We start from the raw sequence: 19,643 nt of genomic DNA, 5'->3' as shown, positions 1-19,643 counted from the left end.
ACCGCTTAGACCCGTACGGATAAGACAGATTTTCGGAAAAGGCGATTAGCCTTTGGAGAAAAGATGACTTATACGCTAGGGTCTGGGAGTTGGAGCTGGAAGCCAGTTCAAGCGCAAAACGTAAAAGGCACGATGTCTTAATTCTTATCTAGTTTTGAAGGTACTCCTTCAACAAAACAATAGTATGGCGGTTTTGGCGAAGAGGTCACACCTGTTCCCATGCCGAACACAGAAGTTAAGCTCTTCAGCGCCGATGGTAGTCGGGGTTTCACCCCCGCAAGAGTAGGACGCCGCCATGCATAAAAAAACACTGACTCTTAAGAGTCAGTGTTTTTATTTATATAAACTTTTCTTTAGTATGATCATATCTACTGCCTGTATCCCATATTCCATAATAGGTTCTTTGTAGGAGTTGAAAAAATCCTTCTTAATAGAGTCGAATCGAAATCCTGCCTTTTGATAAAAAGCTAAATTACCAATACTAGAATTGGCCGTACCCACAATGATACTTGAATACCCTTTTCTTCTATAGATTGTGCAGACATCTTGAATTAGTTTCTTCCCAATTCCTTGTCCCCTTTTTGTTTGAACAAGAGCCATATTTTTGATTTCGACCTCATATTTTGCGGGGAACGTAAGAAGGATAGCTCCAATGGTTTGATTGTTTTGAGAAACCTCATATAGTTCTCCTTCATGTATATATTCACGAATTTTATCTTCACTATCATCCGCTAGTTTTAATAGCGAAAACATATTTTCGCGGTTCTCTCTATTCACGATCGTAATGTCGAAATATTTCATTAAGCTCTCCTTTCCTGATTATATTTCCATGACTACAAATGATGTGTCTCTGTTTAATGTTGATTTATTTGTTTCATATAAGCCCCCTTATATGGAACACTTGGAGTTGAGAGAATGCTTCCGTTTTACCAAATTGAGAATAAGGGGGTTCGGGAAATCACTCGCTTTCCACGGCGAGCTGGGAAGCCTTCTCGTTCGCTTTCGCTCTCTGTGGGGTCTCCCCCAGCCCACCTACCACTCAATAAACGTAACGTCCCAACTCACAATAAAGTGTCTCAGCTTAGAGTCTTCAACACTCCTGCCCTATTCTTGAATGAACTTAAAACTTTAACAAAGCCAATTATGTAAGTATGGGTAGAGAAAGATTAACATATTTTATCAGTTGAAACCATCTGGTGTGAGAGGGTGTGAGTACGTGCTAAGGGGGCGCTTAGGTTCTATTATCCTCCTATATCTATTTCGATTTTACATTCCAAAAATACAAATCGAAAAAAAACTTAAAAATATGAAACGATATCGAGGGTTAAACCGTATTACATATAGAAGCGCAAAAAGCCATAAACAAGTGTGCTTATTTGACAAAATTATCAATAAACTGTATGGTCGGTATGTGGGTCACGCAAGCGTGACATATGGTTGTATATTATTAAGGAGTGTGAGAATTTGGCTATTTCATTACAGAAAGGTCAACGTGTTGATTTAACAAAAAGCAACCCAGGACTTAAGAAAGTTATGGTAGGTCTTGGTTGGGACCCAGTTCAGAACTCTGGCAAAAAAGGCGGACTACTAGGTGCGCTATTTGGTGGGGGCGGTGGCGGTCCTGAAATTGACTGTGACGCATCCGTTATCATGCTAAAAGATGACAAATTCGTACATAAAGGTGACCTTGTGTACTTTGGAAATCTAAAAAGCTCAGATCAAAGCATTACTCACACTGGAGATAATTTAACTGGAGCAGGCGAAGGCGATGATGAACAAGTATTTATTAACTTAGATCAAGTGTCTTCTGAATATAATAAGCTCGTATTTGTTGTTAACATTTATGATGCTAAACGACGTAATCAAGATTTCGGAATGATAGAGAATGCATTTATCCGTATTCAGAACGATCAGAATAACGAAGAGCTTATCCGTTTCAATTTGACAGACAATCATACAGGGAAAACAACGCTTATACCAGGTGAGTTATACCGAGACGGTAAAGAGTGGAAGTTTGCTGCTGTTGGAGAAGCAACGAATGACGTTTCCCTAAGTGAAATTGTGCAGAAATACTCATAAACTATTAATTTATAAAAGGAGAGAATGAAAATGGCTGTAAGTTTACAAAAAGGACAAAAAGTTGATTTAACAAAAGGTAATCCAGGCCTTAAAAAGATCACAGTAGGTCTTGGTTGGGATGTTAACAAATTTGATACAGGAAAAGATTTCGATTTAGATGCTTCTGTATTCTTATTAAATGATTCCGGTAAAGTTCGCTCAGACCAAGACTTTGTCTTCTACAACAATAATACTGGCGCTGATGGAGCGGTTGAGCATACAGGTGATAACTTAACAGGTGCAGGTGAAGGTGACGATGAGCAAGTGCAAATTGATTTAAGCACGGTTCCACAAGATGTGCAAAAGATCGCTTTTACCATTACAATTCATGATGCAGAAGCACGCGGGCAGAATTTCGGACAAGTTTCAAATGCTTTTGTGCGTGTCTTGAATTCAGATAACCAAGAAGAGCTAATTCGTTATGACTTAGCAGAAGACTTCTCTATTGAAACAGCTGTAGTTGTAGGTGAACTGTACCGTCATAGTGGCGAATGGAAGTTTACCGCAATTGGCAGTGGATACGAAGGCGGATTAGCTGCTTTAGCAACTGACTTCGGACTAACTGTAGCGTAAATATTTATCGTTTACATGGGGCTGTTCCTCCTGTTAAGGACACGTACGCTTATGTCTTGAAAGGGGGAAGCCCCTTTTTATATGAGAAACCATTTAGAATCATAAAGGACGAAGGGAGACGTATCTATGTCTATTTCACTTTCCAAAGGACAACGCATTGATCTAACTAAAACAAATCCGGGTTTAACTAAAGCTGTTATTGGTCTTGGCTGGGACATTAATCAATATGATAGTGGGGCTAGTTTCGATTTAGATGCTTCAGCATTCTTAACAGATGCTAATGGTAACGTTCAAAATGATGCTGAGTTTGTATTTTATAATAACTTACAAGACCCAAGTGGTGCTGTGGCACACACGGGCGACAACCGCACTGGTGAAGGTGAGGGAGATGATGAGCAGCTAACGGTTGACTTTACAAAAGTTCCTTCAACAGTGGAAAAGGTTGCCATTACGGTAACCATTCATGATGCGGATTCACGTAGTCAAAATTTCGGACAGGTCCATAATGCATTTGTTCGTGTGGCTAACGAAGAAGATGGGCAAGAATTGGTTCGCTATGACTTGGGAGAAGATTTTTCTATTGAAACAGCTGTTGTTGTATGTGAGTTGTACCGTCATAATGGAGAATGGAAGTTTAGTGCTGTAGGAAGTGGCTTCTCCGGAGGTCTGGCTGCATTATGCAGAAATTACGGCTTAGAGGTTTAATCATCTAGGAGGAGAATTATGGAGATCTTACAAGGCATATTAGACACATATGCTCAGTTTTTTAATTGGTCCATGTGGGCTGAAGTGTTATCAGATCCAGTAAGCTGGGGCTACATTGGGACATTAATTATCCTTGAAGGCCTACTTTCCGCTGATAACGCATTAGTATTGGCGGTTATGGTTAAACACTTGCCAGATAAACAGCAGAAGAAAGCTCTATTCTATGGTTTATTAGGTGCTTATCTGTTTAGGTTCATAGCTATTGGTTTAGGAATGTTCCTTATCAAACTTTGGTGGGTGAAGATACTAGGAGCAGGTTATCTTGCCTGGTTAAGTATTAAGTTCTTTATTGATTATTATAAGCAAAAACAATCTGAAGATGATGCTGAAGCAACTGGCATGAATAAAAACGGCATTCTAGTCCGTACTTTCGGTCTGTTTTGGGGTACGGTTATCGGGGTCGAAATTATGGATGTCGCATTCTCTGTAGATAGCATTTTAGCTGCCTTTGCTGTAAGTGAACAAGTTTGGGTTTTGCTTGTCGGTGGAATGTTAGGCGTTCTAATGATGCGTGGTATTGCTGGCGTGTTCTTGAAACTTCTGCACAATGTGCCGGAGTTAGAAGTAACGGCTCACGTCTTGATAGGCTTTATTGCAGTTAAGATGGGGCTAAGTATCGTACATGTTCATATTGGACATTGGTGGTTCTTTGGCTTTATTGTTGCTGCATTTGCGATTACATTTATTGTTCACTATATGAGAAAAGGTTCTTCCTCTGCTCAAACTGCAGCTACGGAAGATCAGCAATAAAGGGGGAGCTATTCCTCCTTTTTTTGTATCATTCATTTTGAAATTTGAGAGGAACTTGAACTATGAAGCATTTTAATATGTTAACCTCAACAGATCATGAAGAGCTTTTTTACAAGGTTCCTCAGAGCATTGGTCCTTTTTCTCCTAAAAGAGAGATCGCACGAGCGCTCGGGGCTACGTTGTACATACCTGCTCTTAAAGATCGAATTGGACACAGGCTTACGTATCAATTACCTGGGTTGTCCTCAGCCGTTCTCTGCTTAGAGGATTCAATTAATGACGAAGATGTTCAAAAAGCAGAAACGCATCTTATTCAAGAAGTACAATCTCTTCGAGGGTTGGGGATAGAGAAAGAAGATCTACCTTTCTTGTTCATTAGAGTTCGTAACGTTGAACAGATGAAACGCATTGCTCAAGAATTAAAAGAGGTTCTACACATCATAACGGGGTTTGTATTTCCTAAGTTTTGTTCTCGAAACGGGATGATGTATCTAAAAGAACTGCAGGACCTTAATAAACATTTGAACTTGCAGCTTTATGCGATGCCAATTATTGAAACAGAAGAGTTTCTGTTTAAAGAAACGCGGCTTCAAGAAATGAATTCGATTCGAACTTTATTCGATGAGTACCAACACCTTATCTTAAATATTAGAATCGGTGGAACTGACTTGAGTGGAATATATGGTATGAGAAGGAAATTTGATAGTACCATTTATGATATTTCTTTATTAAATGATTTTATTGGAGATATGGTCAATTTCTTTGGGAGAAACAGGGGAGAGTATATGATTTCAGGACCTGTTTGGGAGTTCTTTGATAGGAAGTATGCTGATATACATACAGCGATTATTGAAGGATCCCCTTATGTTCATGGGTTTATTGAGGAAGTTCAAAAGGATCAGCTTAATGGACTATGTGGAAAGACAATTATTCATCCCTCTCATATTCAGCTTGTTAACGCCATGCACGTTGTATCAAAGGAAGATTATAGAGACGCGCTTGAGATTGTACATAAAAATGGAGAAGGCGGAGAAAACGGGGTGTCGATTAGCCCTTATGAGAACAAGATGAACGAAGCCAAACCGCATCTTCGCTGGGCCAGAGAAATAATCATGAAATCAAAAGTATACGGGGTGTTCCATGAAGACAAATCATACGTTAACTTACTCGAAAAAGAATGTATTCCCATTTCAAATAACGGATGACCTTTTAGTAACGGTGCAGGAAGAGTCCAATCCTTTTGATTTGGATATGAATGAGCTTTTTTGTATGGCAGCACGAATAAACAAGAATAGAAGCTTCCTATTTGTTAGTAAGCTTCTAGGTAAGCACATTCCTGTAGAACCTCAAAGAGCTCTAGATACTGGAGCTTTGCTTGCTGTTCTTTATCAAGAAAGGGTTCTTGGAGTTGAACATACTTCACGTGCTGAATGGGTTAATTCAGTAGCTTATCATAAAAAGAGTCTACACCAAGAGCGTTCAGCTCAAATGATACTTCCGCAACCTCATCTATTTATAGGATTTGCTGAAACGGCTACTGCTTTGGGGCAGTCAGTATTTGAGAACTTTCAAAATGCTCATTATATCCATTCAACAAGAGAAGTATTAGACGGGGTTGAACCTACTTTTGAATTCCAAGAAGAACATTCTCATGCAACAGATCAAGTATGTTACGGGAATCATGAATTGTTCGAAAATAATCAGCCGATAGTTTTAGTCGATGACGAAATTACTACTGGTAAAACGTCTCTTAATATCATTGAAGCTCTTCAAAAGACTTATCCTCGTAAAGAATACACGGTTCTCTCTATCTTAGACTGGCGTTCTAAAGAACATAGGCAACGATTCGTTGAATTAGAAGAAAGGTTAGGGATAACTATCCATGTTTTAAGCCTTGTCAGTGGTACGATTGAAGTGAGTGGTGTACCCAACTTAGCATCTAGTTCAGAAGAGTTTAACCAATTTACTGAAGCCGATGTTCGAACGTTAAAAGTGAAGCCAACCTTTCCTTATCAATCTGATGAGTATACGCACGCTATCTCCACAGAAGGAGATAGAACAGAACGTTCCTACTTAACTCATTCGGGACGATTTGGTTTAAGTAGTGATGGTCAATATGAGCTTGAGGGTTCCCTGAAGAGATTAGGAGCTTACCTATCTATGGTCAGCAAAGGAACATCGATCTTATGTCTTGGCACGGGAGAGTTTATGTACATTCCTATGAAGATCGCTTCTTTTATGGATGGAAATGTTCGTTATCAATCTACCACCAGAAGTCCGATTCATGCGCTCAATCGTGAAGGATACGGCGTCCATAATGCTTATTATTACCCGAGTCCTGAGGACAATAGCATTCCACACTACTTTTATAATATTCCTTACAAGCACTATGACGAAATCTTTGTATTTCTAGAGCATGGATTAAGTGGGGAGAACGACCAAGCTTTCATCGATCAACTAAAAAGAACGGGAGCTTCCGTCATTTACCTTGTCGATTTCAGTTCATAGGAGGAACAAACATGTCTCAATACAATAATCAAACCGCCGAAGCATTCGGAAGTTATGCTCGTGAAGATGTACAGTTTCTTCTTAAAAATTTAAACGGTCAGGTGGAAGAAGAAGGGTTAGAAGTCAGAGAGAAAGCTATACAATCAGGTGTTCATTACTCGGAGATGCTTCCCATAGAGTACAAGCCGACCAAAGTCTATTTGAACTTATATAAACAAGCATTGGACCATAATAAGGGCAAAGTCGCACATGCAGTTAGCGTAGTGGCTGAGCAAATACGGAAGCGGAACGGAAAGGATATAGTGCTTGTTTCGTTAGCGCGTGCAGGAACCCCCATTGGCATACTAGTAAAACGTTACCTTAAATTATTTCATGGGTTAAATGTTCCTCATTACAGCGTGTCGATTATTCGGGGGAAGGGGATTGATGAAAATGCAATCCATTATATTAGGCGAAACCATCCTAAAGAGAAAATACAATTTATAGATGGTTGGACTGGAAAAGGTGCGATCACACAAGAATTAAATCATTCTTGTAAAAAATTAAATGAACAAGGTCTTTCTATTGATCCCTCCTTAGCGGTATTAGCGGACCCTGGTCATTGTTCTCCTCTTTATGGAACGAGAGAAGACTTCTTGATCCCAAATGCATGCTTAAATTCTACAGTATCAGGTCTAGTAAGTAGAACCGTTTTGAACCATAACTATATTAGCGAACATGATTTTCATGGAGCCAAGTATTATAAAGAATTATTAAATGATGATCGTTCAAATGAGTATATTGATGTGATCACAGAAGAGTTAGACATGGTTAAGGGAATAAGTGAGTTTTTGGATAACCAAGAATTAGCTCCTACTTGGCAGGGGCTCGAGGAAGTTAGAAGTATTCAAGCCAAACAGGGAATTGAGCAGATTAATCATATAAAACCTGGAGTAGGAGAGACAACAAGAGTGTTGCTTCGAAGAGTTCCGTGGAAGGTCCTTGTTAAGGATCAGAAAGACCCTGCACTAGGACATATTCTTCAACTTGCCAAGGAGAATAATGTACCGATTGAGGAATATAAGGAAATGTCTTATGCGTGCTGTGGCTTAATTAAAAAAGTATGAGGGGATTATGATGTTATTTGTAAGTGATTTAGATAGAACCATTATTTTTTCCAGTCGCTTTATGCAATGTGTAGAAGATAGAAGTTACCAGGTGGTTGAAGTGGTAAACGGGCAACATCGCTCTTTTATCACAGAAACAGCTCTTCACCTTCTGAATAAAGTTCGATCTTCTGTTATGTTTGTTCCTGTAACAACTCGTACAAAAGAGCAATATGAAAGAATTCAGCTGTTTCAGGGAAACAAGATCCCATCTTATGCAGTAGTCGGAAACGGTGCTACGATTCTTAGAAATGGAGAAGTAGATCAAGAATGGCATCATCATATCTTAAGAAGATGTAGTCAGGAATGTGTGAGCAGGGAGACCGTTCGTGATAAACTAAAAGAAAGCTTTTCAAAAGAATGGTTAAAGGAAGAACGAGATGCAGATGGTTGGTTTTTCTATTACATTATTGACACGGAGAAAACAGATTACGAGGTTCTCTCTTCTTTTCAGAAGTGGTGTCATACACAAGGATGGGAAGCTACTTTACATGGGAGAAAATTTTATTTAATCCCCACTCCTATTAATAAAGGAGATGCTGTGACTTATATACAAGAGAAAGAAGATCAAACATTCTCCGTTTCAGCTGGTGATTCTTTACTAGACCTTCCTATGCTAAAGGCCACAACAATTGCCTATACTGCAAAGAAAAGCGATTTGGACGAGGGTAAAGGGGACCTTCTAGCACTTCGTGTTACTGAAAAGGAAGGTATTTTATCTGCAGAGAGCCTCCTTTTAGAAGTATTATTACTTAGCTCATCTAATCTTGATAAACCAGAAATTCTTAGTTCGAAGGCTGCATGTACATTGTGGGGGATTGATTCTTCAACTCTACGTAAGCGAAAAGATGACTTTCCTCCTGGTACGATCCGAAAATTCGGATCATCCTATGCTGTAACCGTGAGTGGGATGAAAGCGGTCTTTGGTGCCCCTTTACCGTCCACATCTTCAATCGAAAGGAGGGTTACCCTGTGACGCAGTTTCAGAGTGTTCACTCTACACTCGTAGAAGGAGTGAAAGAGTATAAGTGGAAAGAAACCATACCGCAACTGAATGAAGAACGAAAAGGGTATGGCGTCGAAGAAAAAACACTATATATACCACAATATATAGCACATGTATTAGGGATTACAGAAGACGAAGATGAGTATTACAATGAAATTTATGATCTTACTTATGATGAAGCTTATTCGCGCCTGCATACGTTAAACGTAGAGTTAAATAAACAAATTGAGTCTGACACGTTAAAAGCATTACAAGAGTTAATTAAGATGCATCAGCAAAATCCATTAACCCCAAATCGATTCGTAGCCTTTCTTGATGGAAAGAAGATCCTCCCAAGGTTAGACAATGCTATTTATAATAAACATATTCGAAAAGTGCTGATGGAAGTTTTGTCTCTTTATGGGGAAAAGCATGCTGGGCAGCTAAAAGATCCTGACTTTCAGCGTGTGATTGTTGATCTTATCAAATGGACTAACAATCATGTTCAGCCGTGGATGGATGAGAGTGTTGGAGAAGGGAATTTACCAAAAGTACTGTGGTACGGAGATGCAACTAAAAGTCAAGCGTATTTCTTGTATTATTTGTATAGACTCGGGTTTGATTTAGTTCTCTATCATCCGGCTAAATTAAATATCTTTGAACGCTTTGATCTGGATGTCTCAAGGTCGATCGTCGTGGAAAATGCCTACTCGGCAGATCCATTGCCTTTTCCAACTGAGCGTAAGAAACGGAGTTCGACGGTAGCTTACAAGGCATCTAAGCAAATTGAGCGTGCGATTAATCATGATAACTCCCAAATCTACAAACCATGGCAATTCAGAGAGTACATTCCTGCTTCTGTTACAATGAAGACAACATATGATGAAATCTTTATTCTATCTAAAGAGAAAGCATTTGTTCGTCCGGATTTCTATATTGAAAATCAAACAGTCCACATTCCTTCGATCTTTGCGAAAGTAGTGGGTGTAACGGAAAACAGAAACGAATATTGGTCTAGAGTGCAACAATTACTAGAGGAAGAGAACGTACATCTTGTTAAGCAGTTTCCTTTTACAGATGAAATAAAAGGAAACTATCTCTATCACTATCGAAATTCGTTAAATGGAGAAGGAAAGTTAGATGCATCTAAGATAATGGAGGGGAACTTCTGGCAATACAAACATTTGCCTGATGGATTGCAGCGCGGTATTGCACAAGCGATTATTCGCTTATGTGAACAAAGTAAACTTCTCCCACAAAGCGGGGAGAAGTTTGAGGATGTCTCCCTCTATCTGTTTAAGCAATGCACCCAAATGCCAGATGTGTTTATGCGTCTCTTGCAGAAGTTCGATTATTCTCAAGATGTTCCAAAAGTTATCCTTTATAATAATGAGTATAACGGAGAGTTAACTAGAAGCGATGCTGTACTCCTGCTTTTGTTACATGAGCTAGGAGTAGATCTTGTTCTCTATAGTCCAACAGGTAACAAAGATTTAGAACAGTATGTTGATGATGATGTATTTGACCTCCACATGCTTGATGATATTGTGTTTGATTTAGAGTTTAAGCAAAGTTTTGGTATAAAAGATAAATTGAAATCAAGATTGCTAAAATTATTAGGAGAGTGATCAGATGGTACAAGGAACTCAAACAGAACAGGACCTGCAGCCTGTTGAAGAAAAGTTAACGGAAGATAAAGCGAATGAGATTAAGCAAGAGCTATCAAATGATCCGCAAGTTCTACAATTAAAAGAATCCATTGATGAGCGTCAACAGACGGAGCTATTAGCATTTGGTAAAGAGCCTGCGGATGAGATCTCTAAGTTCTCTGACCAAATTCTAGGTACCATGAAGAATTCAAGCATGGAAGATTCATCTGAGATGTTAAAGCAGCTTGGTAAAGTGATGGACAAGTTTGATAAGAAGGACTTTGAAGACTCCAAAGGTGGCTTTATTGGAAAGTTCTTTAATCGTAGTAAAAAGATGATTGAAAAGATCTTTGATAAATATCAAACATTAGGTGGAGAAATTGAGAAGATCAATATTGAAATCTCGAAATACCGTGATGAAATGGTTGATAATACTCATACCCTAGAAGACATGTATGAGAAGAACTATGAATTTTACCTTGAATTAGATAAATATATCGTAGCGGGACAGCTAAAAGCAGAAGAATTAAAGAATGAAGTCATGCCTAAACTTGAGCAGCAAGCAGCTGAAGGTAATCAGAGAGCCTCTATGGAACTTGAAACGGTTCGAAATGGAGTGGAGCTCTTGGACCAACGAATCTATGACTTACAGATGGCTCAGATGGTTGCGTTCCAACAAGCGCCGCAAATTCGTCTATTACAACGAGGGAATACAAAGCTTGTGAACAAAATCAACTCAGCCTTTGTCACAACCATTCCTATATTCAAGACGAGCGTCATTCAAGCCGTTGCAGCTAAACGTCAGAAACTTGTGGCAGACGGCATGAGCGAGCTTGACCGTCGTACGAATGAAATGTTGCAACGAAATGCTCAAAATGTTGCTCAACAGAGTACGGAAATTGCTAAGCTTGCTGGTGCACCTAGCATTAAAATCGAAACCATTGAAGAGTCCTTTAATACAATTCTTAAAGGAATGGAAGATACAAAAGCGATTGAAGATGAAAACAAGCAACTTCGTGATCAAGGGCGTCAACGAATTCAAGAACTACAGAATACGTATAATCAAAAGAATGATCAACTGAACTCTCCTTCCTAAGTTTTGCTTGTTAGAAGCAGGGAATGATATAGTCATACGAAAAGAAAGATCGCCTCTAGACAGAGGCGATCTTTTTTATGATGCATAAGATGCAATATGTTTTCATAATTCTGATTGGTTTAGTATGATTTAATTAGATCACACCATGGAGGGATCTCAAGTGTTTAAAATCTATGAACCGTTTATAAAAAATGATCGACATGAATACATTTATCAAAAAGCAGAAAAGGTAGGGGATCTTGCTAAGTCCAGGCGAAAGCAAGGAGATGAGGAAGCAGACTTTCAATACGAAACACTTCAGGATTTAAAAGAGAATGATTATGTAACGTTAACATTATCTAAAGAGTATGGAGGAGAAGAGGTATCGTTATATGAACTTCTTCTTGCGCAGGAGCGATTAGCCATTGGGGACGGAGCAACAGCACTGTCGATTGGGTGGCATTTAGGCGTAATGATGGAACTAAATGAAGAACCTTTATGGGATGAAGAGGTATATGACAAGTTAGCGAAAGAAGTAGCTAAAGAGAAGAAAGTTGTAAATCGAGCTGCTTCTGAGCCAGCTACAGGAAGCCCTACACGAGGCGGTGTCCCTGAAACGAAAGCTGTTCCAACCAAATCTGGATACAAACTGACTGGCCGCAAGACGTTTACTTCGATGGCGAGTCATCTCGATTACTATATCGTTTCAGCTTATGTAGAAGACAGAGACGCCGTTGGCTGGTTTTTAATTGATTCTAGCAAAGAAGGAATTGAGATTGATTATACGTGGGACACTGTTGGCATGAGAGGGACAGGTAGTCATGACCTAGTGCTGAACGAAGTAGAGCTATCACCAAAGGATTTGGTAGAAATAAAAGGGGACAAAAAAGGTGGACCTAAGGGCTGGCTCTTACACATTCCAGCTGTTTATTTAGGTATTGCTATAGCAGCTCGAAACGATGCGATTGAATTCGCCAAAGGATTTCAACCAAACAGTCTTGACCGTCCGATTTCAGAAGTTCCTCACATTCAGGATAAAATTGGAGAAATGGAATTGAAGTTACTTCAGGCTAGGAACTTTATGTATTCTGTTGCAGAGCAATGGGACCAACACCCGGAAAGAAGAGACGTATTAGCTCCTTCTCTAGGGGCGGTTAAGACGGTGGCGACTAATGCTGCAAATGATGTCGTTGATTTAGCAATGCGTATAGCAGGAGGAAGAGGCTTATCAAAATCCTATCCGTTTGAGCAGTATTATCGAGATGTTCGAGCTGGACAGCATAATCCGCCCATGGACGATATGGTCATACAGAGTATGGCGGAAGCAGCTATTAAGGAGTTATAAGTGTTCTTTTTACCAAGACAAAAAGAAAAAGAGGGTGTCTCGCTGTTACGGAGGCACCCTCTTCGTCTATAATAATACTATTGGTAAGAATCATATGCTGCATAAGTTCCGGCGATTCGACCTGTAACAAGCGCTGAGGTAATGTTATACCCGCCTGTATATCCGTGTATATCTAAAATCTCCCCACTAAAGTATAAGCGATCCATTTTCTTTGAAGCCATGGTGTTTGGAACGACTTCTTTTACAGAGACGCCTCCTCCTGTGACGAAGGCTTTTTCGATTGATTGTGAATCTTGCACGTGGAAGATGAACTGTTTAAGGTCTTTAACAAAACCTTGGAGCTTCTCGTTAGACGTGTTGGTTGCGCGGTCTTCAAGGCCGATATCATTTTGAGTTAATAGCAACTCGAGATATCGTTCCGGAACCCACCCTTTGAATATGTTTTTTACACTCTTCTTTGGGTTCTCATCCATTAACTTTCTTGCTTCCTCGAAGATTACGTGTTCTTTCTGATCTGGAAAACAATCAATCTGCATCGGAACCGGTCTGTGTCCTTTTTTAAATTCTTTAACTACATACTGAGAACAACGTAACACGGCCGGCCCACTGATGCCGAAGTGTGTAAACAGCATGTCCATTTTGTGTGTTACAATGGTCTTTCCTTTTTGATTTAGGACAGATAATGCGACATCACGCAAGGCTAAGCCTTGTAGTTCTTTACTTTGGATAAATGGTTCTTGGCTAAGAAGTGGAACTTCTGTTGGGTAGAGGTCTGTAATTACATGACCGGCTTTCTCTGCCCATGCGTACCCATCTCCGGTTGAGCCAGTATGAGGCACAGACTTGCCTCCCACAGCAATGACTAGAGACTTCGTTTCGATCTCTTCTTTAGAAGCCAAGAGGATGGTGTGATGATCATTACCATAATTTACTGTTTCCACTGGTGTATTTTTCATAATGGTGACATTTAGCTCATCCATGCGGGTTAGAAGTGCATTTACGACATCTTTGGCTTTATTGCTCGCAGGAAACATACGGCCGTGGTCTTCTTCTTTTAATTCGACCCCTAGATTCTCGAAGAACTCGATGATATCGTAGTTATTAAATGTCGAAAAAGCGCTATACAGAAAGCGTCCGTTACCGGGGATGTGTTTAATAACCTCTTCCTGGGGTAAACGATTGGTTACGTTGCAACGTCCTCCACCTGAAATAGCGAGCTTCTTTCCGAGCTTCTTTCCTTTATCGATTAAGAGGGTGTTGGCTCCGTTTTCGGCAGCGGCAATGGCTGCCATTAAGCCGGAGGGTCCTCCTCCTAGTACAGTTACATCATACATTTAGGTTCGTCCTTTCTATAGACAATCTGATTTTGTAATCAGAATGAAATCGATGTTCACTCTATCTATGATAAAATAGATCCATTGCAAACTACAATAAATGCAGGTGAAATTATGTCAGGATCGACACTATTACGTGGCACAATGCTTCTTACCGCTGCCACATTTTTATCGAAACTTCTTGGAATGATCTATGTCATTCCGTTTGAAGCATTAGTAGGTGATACAGGAGGTACACTTTTAAGCTTCGCCTATATTCCATATACTATTTTTATTAGTATATCAACAATCGGTGTACCATTAGCTGTTTCAAAGTTCGTCTCAAAATATAATGCTCTTGGTGATTATTATACAGGCCGACGGGTTTTTAAAGCTGGAATGAGCTTAATGGCTATTACTGGAGTTCTTTCTTTTATTATTATGTACTCTAGCGCAGGGTTGTTAGCGGAACTTTCTATATCCGATGACCCTAAAGGGATTACGAAGGAAGATGTTACTCAAGTTATTCAAATGATTAGCTTTGCTTTGCTTATTATACCAGGCATGAGCATTGTGCGTGGTTTTTTCCAAGGTTACGAATACATGGAGCCAACTGCTTTTTCTCAAGTGGCTGAACAACTCGTTCGTATTGCTTTCTTATTGATTTCAGTTTACGTTGTGATGGAATTGGGTTCAGGTGATATTCCTACAGCTGTGAACTTTGCTTCATTTGCTGCCTTTATAGGAGCCCTTGCTTCTGTTGCTGTACTATGGTACTTCTGGCGTAAACAGAGACCAATGCTAGATGAGCGGATTGAACAACAACAAGAAACTGTTGATATTTCCATGCAATCATTGTTTAAAGAATTATTAACTTATGCAGGACCGTTTGTTTTAGTTGGGCTTGCTACTCCTCTTTATCAGCAAATCGATAGTCTTACCTTTAACAGGGCAATGGCTGAAGTTGGGAATGGAGAAGTTGCAGAGAAGTTATTTGGAATTGTAAATTTATATAGTCATAAACTAGTTATTATTCCAGTAACCCTTGCGACAGGGTTGTCACTCGCTTTACTACCAACAATTACAAAATCATTTACAGAAGATCGACGTCAGCAATTAAATAATCAGCTAAATCAAGCTTTACAGATTATTGTTGTCTTAATATTTCCGGCTGTCGTTGGGATATCAGTATTATCCTATGAAGCATATGGAACATTCTTTGGAGTTACTATAGGTAACGGTGGAACGGTTGGTATAGATCAACAAGGGAACTTACTACGTTGGTATGCACCTGTTGCTATGTTTTATGCTTTATTCACTGTAACCTCTTCCATATTGCAAGGATTAAACAAACAGCGTTTTGCAGTTATTAGTTTGGGCGCAGGGGTTTTACTAAAATTAATCCTTAACATTCCTTTTATCCACTGGTTTGGTGCTAAAGGGATCATTCTGACAACTGGAATTGCTGCATTCACAGCTGTAGTTTTAAATTTATGGAAGATCCGGTCAGCTGCAAACTTTTCTTATAAACAGATTTACAAACGAAGCTTATTTATTATCATCTTAACAATCTTGATGACATTCATTGTATTAATCGTTAAATGGTTGTTAAGTTTAACTGGTTTAAGTTATGAAAATGGTCGTTTCCAAAGCCTTATCGTTCTACTTATAAGTGCAGGTTTTGGTGGAGTATTCTACCTGTGGGTAGCTTATCAGACCACGTTATTAGAAAGAGTATTAGGGAACCGTGTCAAAGTGCTTGATCGCTTCTTGAAAAGGAAGTAAGGAGGAAATAGTGTGAGAATTGATAAATTGTTAGCGAATATGGGTTATGGAACCCGCAAAGAAGTAAAGAAAATCCTTAAATCCGGTGTTGTGAGAATAGATGCCCAACCGGTGAAAGATGCTAAGACGCATGTTGATCCTGAGCAACAGGAAGTGACTGTGTTTGGTGAAGCTGTTGAGTACAAGGAATATATTTATCTCATGATGAACAAGCCTCAAGGGTTAATTTCTGCTACTGAGGACCAGAATGATACTACGGTAATTGATATATTACAACCAGAGGATTCTATCTTTGAACCATTTCCTGTAGGGAGATTGGATAAAGATACAGAAGGTCTTCTGCTCATCACAAATGATGGCAAACTGACTCATCAGCTTCTTTCCCCTAAGAAAGGGGTTGGGAAAAGGTATTATGCTTTAATTGATGGAGAGGTAACAGAAGATGATGTGTTGGCTTTTCAAGCTGGTGTTACGCTAGACGATGGATATAAAACAAAACCAGCAGAGCTGACGATCCTTCAATCAGGAGAAGAATCCGAAATTGAACTTGTTATTACAGAAGGAAAATTTCATCAAGTGAAGCGGATGTTCCAAAGTGTGGGGAAAACTGTTACCTACCTTAAGCGAATGAGTATGGCAGGTCTTGAACTCGATGAAGATTTAGAACCAGGTGAATACAGAGAATTAAATGACGAAGAAATTAACTTCTTGTATGAGCAAACTGGTCAAAAGAGTGAATAATAGATAAAAGAGACCCGGATATACGTTCATCCGGGTCTTCCTTTAGGAAATTATGTTTTCCGTTTACCGACTATGATATCTTGACTTTTTTTCTTGTTATAGTCCACTTTCCTCGATTCGGACTTTCAACCAATCCATTGTATTGCAAAACGTGCAGGTCGCGTTGGACCGTTCTGTGTGTAATACCAAACTCTTCTGATAAGTCTGTTGTTGATACCGTCCCGTGCTCTCTAATAAATAAATAGACAGCCTTTACTCTACTTAACATACGGGTAGTTGAACGATTCAAAAAACCACTCCTTAGAGATTGTTTTTAGATGTGGTGCCTGTGAATCTTGGAAGTTGAATTAATTTTACTACATTTCGTTATATAATAGCTAGTGTAGCAACTTAAATTTACAGAACCTTCACTTTATTAATAAAGTGTAATAAGGGTGTAAAAAAAGGAGGTCTTCATGATTTTGATAAGGAGAATTATTTTAAAAATGATTAAGATTAACAACCAGCTATTATTCTTTAGCACCGTTGCGCTTGTCTCTTTCTCTTCTCTCCTGATTAGATGGGTAGAGCCTGAAACGTTTCCGACAGTGTTTGATGGATTTTGGTGGGTGATGACAACTGTTACAACAGTTGGTTATGGTGATTTATCGCCTGTCACTGTCAGCGGTCGATTGATTGCGATCTTTCTATATATAGTAGGTATTGGTCTGATCGGTGTCGTCATTGGAAAAGTTGTTGATGGTTTAACGATATTTAGAAAAATGAGAGAGGATGGAACGATTGTGTATAAGGATAAAGGTCATTACATTATTATTGGTTGGTCCCAAAAAGCTTCATTTGCAGTTAAAGAAATCTTGGCAACAAAGCCTGACACCGAGGTTGTCATCATTGATACAATAGAAAAAGCGCCTCTGTTAGCAGAAACGGTTCATTATGTGCGTGGAAACGCTGCTTCTCCTGGTACGTTGCAGCAAGCAAATATAATGGAAGCGAAAGCAGTCCTTGTATTTGCAGATGATGAGATACATAATTCACAATTAAAAGATGGAAAGACACTCTTAATTTCTTCCACAATCGAATCGTTAAATCCAGAGGTACACACTGTAGTAGAAGTGATGGAAGAACATCATATTCGAAACTTCGAGCATGTGAATGTGAATGAGTTTATTTTTTCTCATGAAACGATCTCATCATTAGCAGTGCGATCTGCATTTATTAAAGGAATATCCGGTGTGTTTAGTCAGTTGCTTCACCGAACACAAGGGGATGATTTGTTTCATATCCCCACTAAGTCTAGTTGGAAGACCTACCGTGATGCATTCCAAGATTTACTTAGCTACGGAGCAACATTAATTGCAGATCGTCAAAACCTTAGTATCAATCGGATGTTGGATGAACAGATCCCGGAGGATGCAGAATTGTATGCTATTTGTGATTCTGAGACGTATAAACAAATTCTTAAGGAGGGTACAGAATGACGATTCATTTTGAGAAAGACCAATTAGAAACACTTCAACCTTTTTTCCTTGAACACTTACAAGAGTTGTTAAGATTCCCTAGTATGTATGACTCCAATACGATTCAACCAGGCGCACCATTTGGAGCATCCATTCAAGATGCCTTACAGTATATGCTTCAATTGGGTGAGTCAGAAGGTTTTGTCACAAAAGATGTAGAAGGATATGCAGGTCATATTGAGTGGGGGCAAGGTGAAGACCTCGTAGGAGTTCTTGGACACCTTGATGTCGTCCCACCTGGGGAAGGGTGGTCTCATGACCCATTTGATCCTTACGTAAAAGAGGGGAAATTATTTGCACGGGGTGCTCAGGATGATAAGGGGCCAGTTATGGCTGCTTTCTTAGCTATGAAGTGGTTAAAAGACATGGGAGTTGAACCTAGGAAGCGTGTTCGTCTTATTCTTGGTACGGATGAAGAAAGAAGCTGGGCATGTATGGATCACTATTTTAGTAAAGAGGAAATGCCTGTTGTAGGGTTCTCACCTGACGCTATGTTTCCTGTTATTCATGCAGAGAAGGGATTAATAGACATGGAAGTCACGAGGCAGATTGATGCGGATCATCCCGCTTCTCTCGATCTCGTCCACTTTCAAGGTGGAGAACGTTTAAATATGGTTCCTTATAAAGCTACGGCCCGAATTGAAGGGGAGTCAGAAGAAGAAATAGATGCTTTATTTGAAGACTTCCTTCTACAATCTAATTATGAGGGTTCAATCATTGAAGAAGACAACGGATATTCGGTTACCGTCACAGGTAAATCCGCTCACGCTATGGAGCCTAAGAACGGAGCAAATGCAATTGTAGGTCTAGCGAAGTTTCTAGCAACACTTCCGTTCTCACAACCAGTGAGAGAGCTTATGGATTGGATCGACAATTGCTATGAAGATGGACGAGGGACGGCCTTCTCAATAAACTGCGGGGATCAACTATCTGGCCCATTAACAATGAATTTAGGAACTCTGTCATTTAAGGATGGTATTTGTGAGATGGGTGTAAACACGCGCTATCCTGTAGCCGTTCCATTCGATGAATGGTTCCAAGCATTTACCGAAGCATTAGATAAAGATGAGGCTTCTGTAGATATAAAAGAACACCTCGAACCTATTTATCTACCTAAAGACCATCCGTTTGTCCAACAACTGTTAGCAATCTATGAGAAGCATACTGGTGAAAGTGTTGAGCCACTTGCAATCGGTGGAGCAACTTATGCACGGGCGTTGACACAAGGAGTAGCTTACGGGGCAATGTTCTCTCATAGCCCAGATACCGCACATAATGCAGATGAGCATGTATTTATAGATGATTTACTGCAAGCAGCGATCATTTATGCAGAAGCATTGTATGAACTTGTTACAAGTGATTAAGATTAAAGAA

At 39.5% G+C, this 19,643-nt stretch carries 18 protein-coding genes and 1 rRNA gene; 16 read left to right on the top strand and 3 right to left on the bottom strand.

Features of this window, described 5'->3' with window-relative positions; translation table 11 throughout:
• The first annotated feature begins 183 nt into the window (after positions 1-183).
• Positions 184-299 (top strand): 5S ribosomal RNA (gene rrf / locus ACYX4O_RS15915).
• 34 nt (positions 300-333) lie between these two features.
• Here the strand turns inward: rrf and ACYX4O_RS15910 are convergent.
• Complete coding sequence (locus ACYX4O_RS15910) at positions 334-801, bottom strand: GNAT family N-acetyltransferase (RefSeq protein WP_476352133.1); 468 nt, start codon at positions 799-801, stop codon at positions 334-336.
• 663 nt (positions 802-1,464) lie between these two features.
• On the opposite strand from ACYX4O_RS15910, the gene ACYX4O_RS15905 reads away from it, so the two are divergent.
• The 11 genes from ACYX4O_RS15905 (at position 1,465) to ACYX4O_RS15855 (ending at position 12,913) form a co-directional block, all read left to right on the top strand.
• Entirely contained in the window at positions 1,465-2,079 is a 615-nt protein-coding gene (locus ACYX4O_RS15905) for a TerD family protein (protein WP_476352132.1), read from the top strand.
• A 30-nt stretch (positions 2,080-2,109) separates the two neighbouring features.
• Complete coding sequence (locus ACYX4O_RS15900; RefSeq protein ID WP_476352130.1) at positions 2,110-2,691, top strand: TerD family protein; 582 nt, start codon at positions 2,110-2,112, stop codon at positions 2,689-2,691.
• A gap of 126 nt (positions 2,692-2,817) precedes the next feature.
• Complete coding sequence (locus tag ACYX4O_RS15895; RefSeq protein WP_476352128.1) at positions 2,818-3,396, top strand: TerD family protein; 579 nt, start codon at positions 2,818-2,820, stop codon at positions 3,394-3,396.
• Positions 3,397-3,414: 18 nt separating this feature from the next.
• Positions 3,415-4,206 (top strand): TerC family protein, encoded by a 792-nt coding sequence (locus tag ACYX4O_RS15890; protein WP_476352126.1) that lies wholly within the window; start codon positions 3,415-3,417, stop codon positions 4,204-4,206.
• A gap of 62 nt (positions 4,207-4,268) precedes the next feature.
• Entirely contained in the window at positions 4,269-5,411 is a 1,143-nt protein-coding gene (locus ACYX4O_RS15885) for an HpcH/HpaI aldolase/citrate lyase family protein (RefSeq protein ID WP_476352124.1), read from the top strand.
• Entirely contained in the window at positions 5,347-6,714 is a 1,368-nt protein-coding gene (locus ACYX4O_RS15880) for a phosphoribosyltransferase family protein (protein ID WP_476352122.1), read from the top strand. The genes ACYX4O_RS15885 and ACYX4O_RS15880 overlap by 65 nt, the downstream gene beginning before the upstream one ends.
• Positions 6,715-6,725: 11 nt before the next feature.
• Positions 6,726-7,820: a cysteine protease StiP family protein gene (locus tag ACYX4O_RS15875; protein ID WP_476352120.1), complete on the top strand. Its 1,095-nt coding sequence runs from the start codon at positions 6,726-6,728 to the stop codon at positions 7,818-7,820.
• Positions 7,821-7,827: 7 nt separating this feature from the next.
• On the top strand, positions 7,828-8,835 hold the full coding sequence (locus ACYX4O_RS15870) for a helix-turn-helix domain-containing protein (protein WP_476352118.1): 1,008 nt from the start codon (positions 7,828-7,830) through the stop codon (positions 8,833-8,835).
• Positions 8,832-10,472, top strand: coding sequence for a YceG family protein (locus tag ACYX4O_RS15865; RefSeq protein ID WP_476352116.1), 1,641 nt, complete (start codon positions 8,832-8,834; stop codon positions 10,470-10,472). Before ACYX4O_RS15870 ends, ACYX4O_RS15865 begins: the two co-directional genes overlap by 4 nt.
• A 4-nt stretch (positions 10,473-10,476) precedes the next feature.
• On the top strand, positions 10,477-11,589 hold the full coding sequence (locus tag ACYX4O_RS15860) for a toxic anion resistance protein (protein WP_188654538.1): 1,113 nt from the start codon (positions 10,477-10,479) through the stop codon (positions 11,587-11,589).
• Positions 11,590-11,749: 160 nt separating this feature from the next.
• Positions 11,750-12,913 carry an acyl-CoA dehydrogenase family protein gene (locus tag ACYX4O_RS15855; protein ID WP_476352114.1) on the top strand — a complete coding sequence of 388 codons (1,164 nt, stop codon included), beginning with the start codon at positions 11,750-11,752 and terminating at the stop codon, positions 12,911-12,913.
• 77 nt (positions 12,914-12,990) lie between these two features.
• Here the strand turns inward: ACYX4O_RS15855 and ACYX4O_RS15850 are convergent, their stop codons facing one another.
• Positions 12,991-14,247, bottom strand: coding sequence for a BaiN/RdsA family NAD(P)/FAD-dependent oxidoreductase (locus tag ACYX4O_RS15850; RefSeq protein ID WP_476352112.1), 1,257 nt, complete (start codon positions 14,245-14,247; stop codon positions 12,991-12,993).
• Positions 14,248-14,331: 84 nt separating this feature from the next.
• Between ACYX4O_RS15850 and ACYX4O_RS15845 the strand changes: the two genes are divergently transcribed.
• Both ACYX4O_RS15845 and ACYX4O_RS15840 read left to right on the top strand, forming a co-directional pair.
• Entirely contained in the window at positions 14,332-16,011 is a 1,680-nt protein-coding gene (locus ACYX4O_RS15845; protein WP_476352110.1) for a putative polysaccharide biosynthesis protein, read from the top strand.
• Between the two features lie 12 nt (positions 16,012-16,023).
• Entirely contained in the window at positions 16,024-16,752 is a 729-nt protein-coding gene (locus ACYX4O_RS15840; protein WP_476352108.1) for a pseudouridine synthase, read from the top strand.
• Positions 16,753-16,822: 70 nt separating this feature from the next.
• Here the strand turns inward: ACYX4O_RS15840 and ACYX4O_RS15835 are convergent, their stop codons facing one another.
• Positions 16,823-17,041, bottom strand: coding sequence for a DeoR family transcriptional regulator (locus tag ACYX4O_RS15835; RefSeq protein ID WP_084599682.1), 219 nt, complete (start codon positions 17,039-17,041; stop codon positions 16,823-16,825).
• Between the two features lie 166 nt (positions 17,042-17,207).
• Between ACYX4O_RS15835 and ACYX4O_RS15830 the strand changes: the two genes are divergently transcribed.
• The gene (locus tag ACYX4O_RS15830) at positions 17,208-18,230 is read left to right on the top strand and encodes a potassium channel family protein (protein WP_476352106.1); all 1,023 of its coding nucleotides are present in this window, start codon (positions 17,208-17,210) and stop codon (positions 18,228-18,230) included.
• Positions 18,227-19,633 (top strand): dipeptidase PepV, encoded by a 1,407-nt coding sequence (gene pepV, locus ACYX4O_RS15825; protein WP_476352104.1) that lies wholly within the window; start codon positions 18,227-18,229, stop codon positions 19,631-19,633. Before ACYX4O_RS15830 ends, pepV begins: the two co-directional genes overlap by 4 nt.
• Positions 19,634-19,643 lie beyond the last annotated feature (10 nt).

Source organism: Pontibacillus sp. ABV4_188 (genome assembly GCF_056311905.1).
This window is presented reverse-complemented; position numbering and strand designations above follow the sequence as displayed.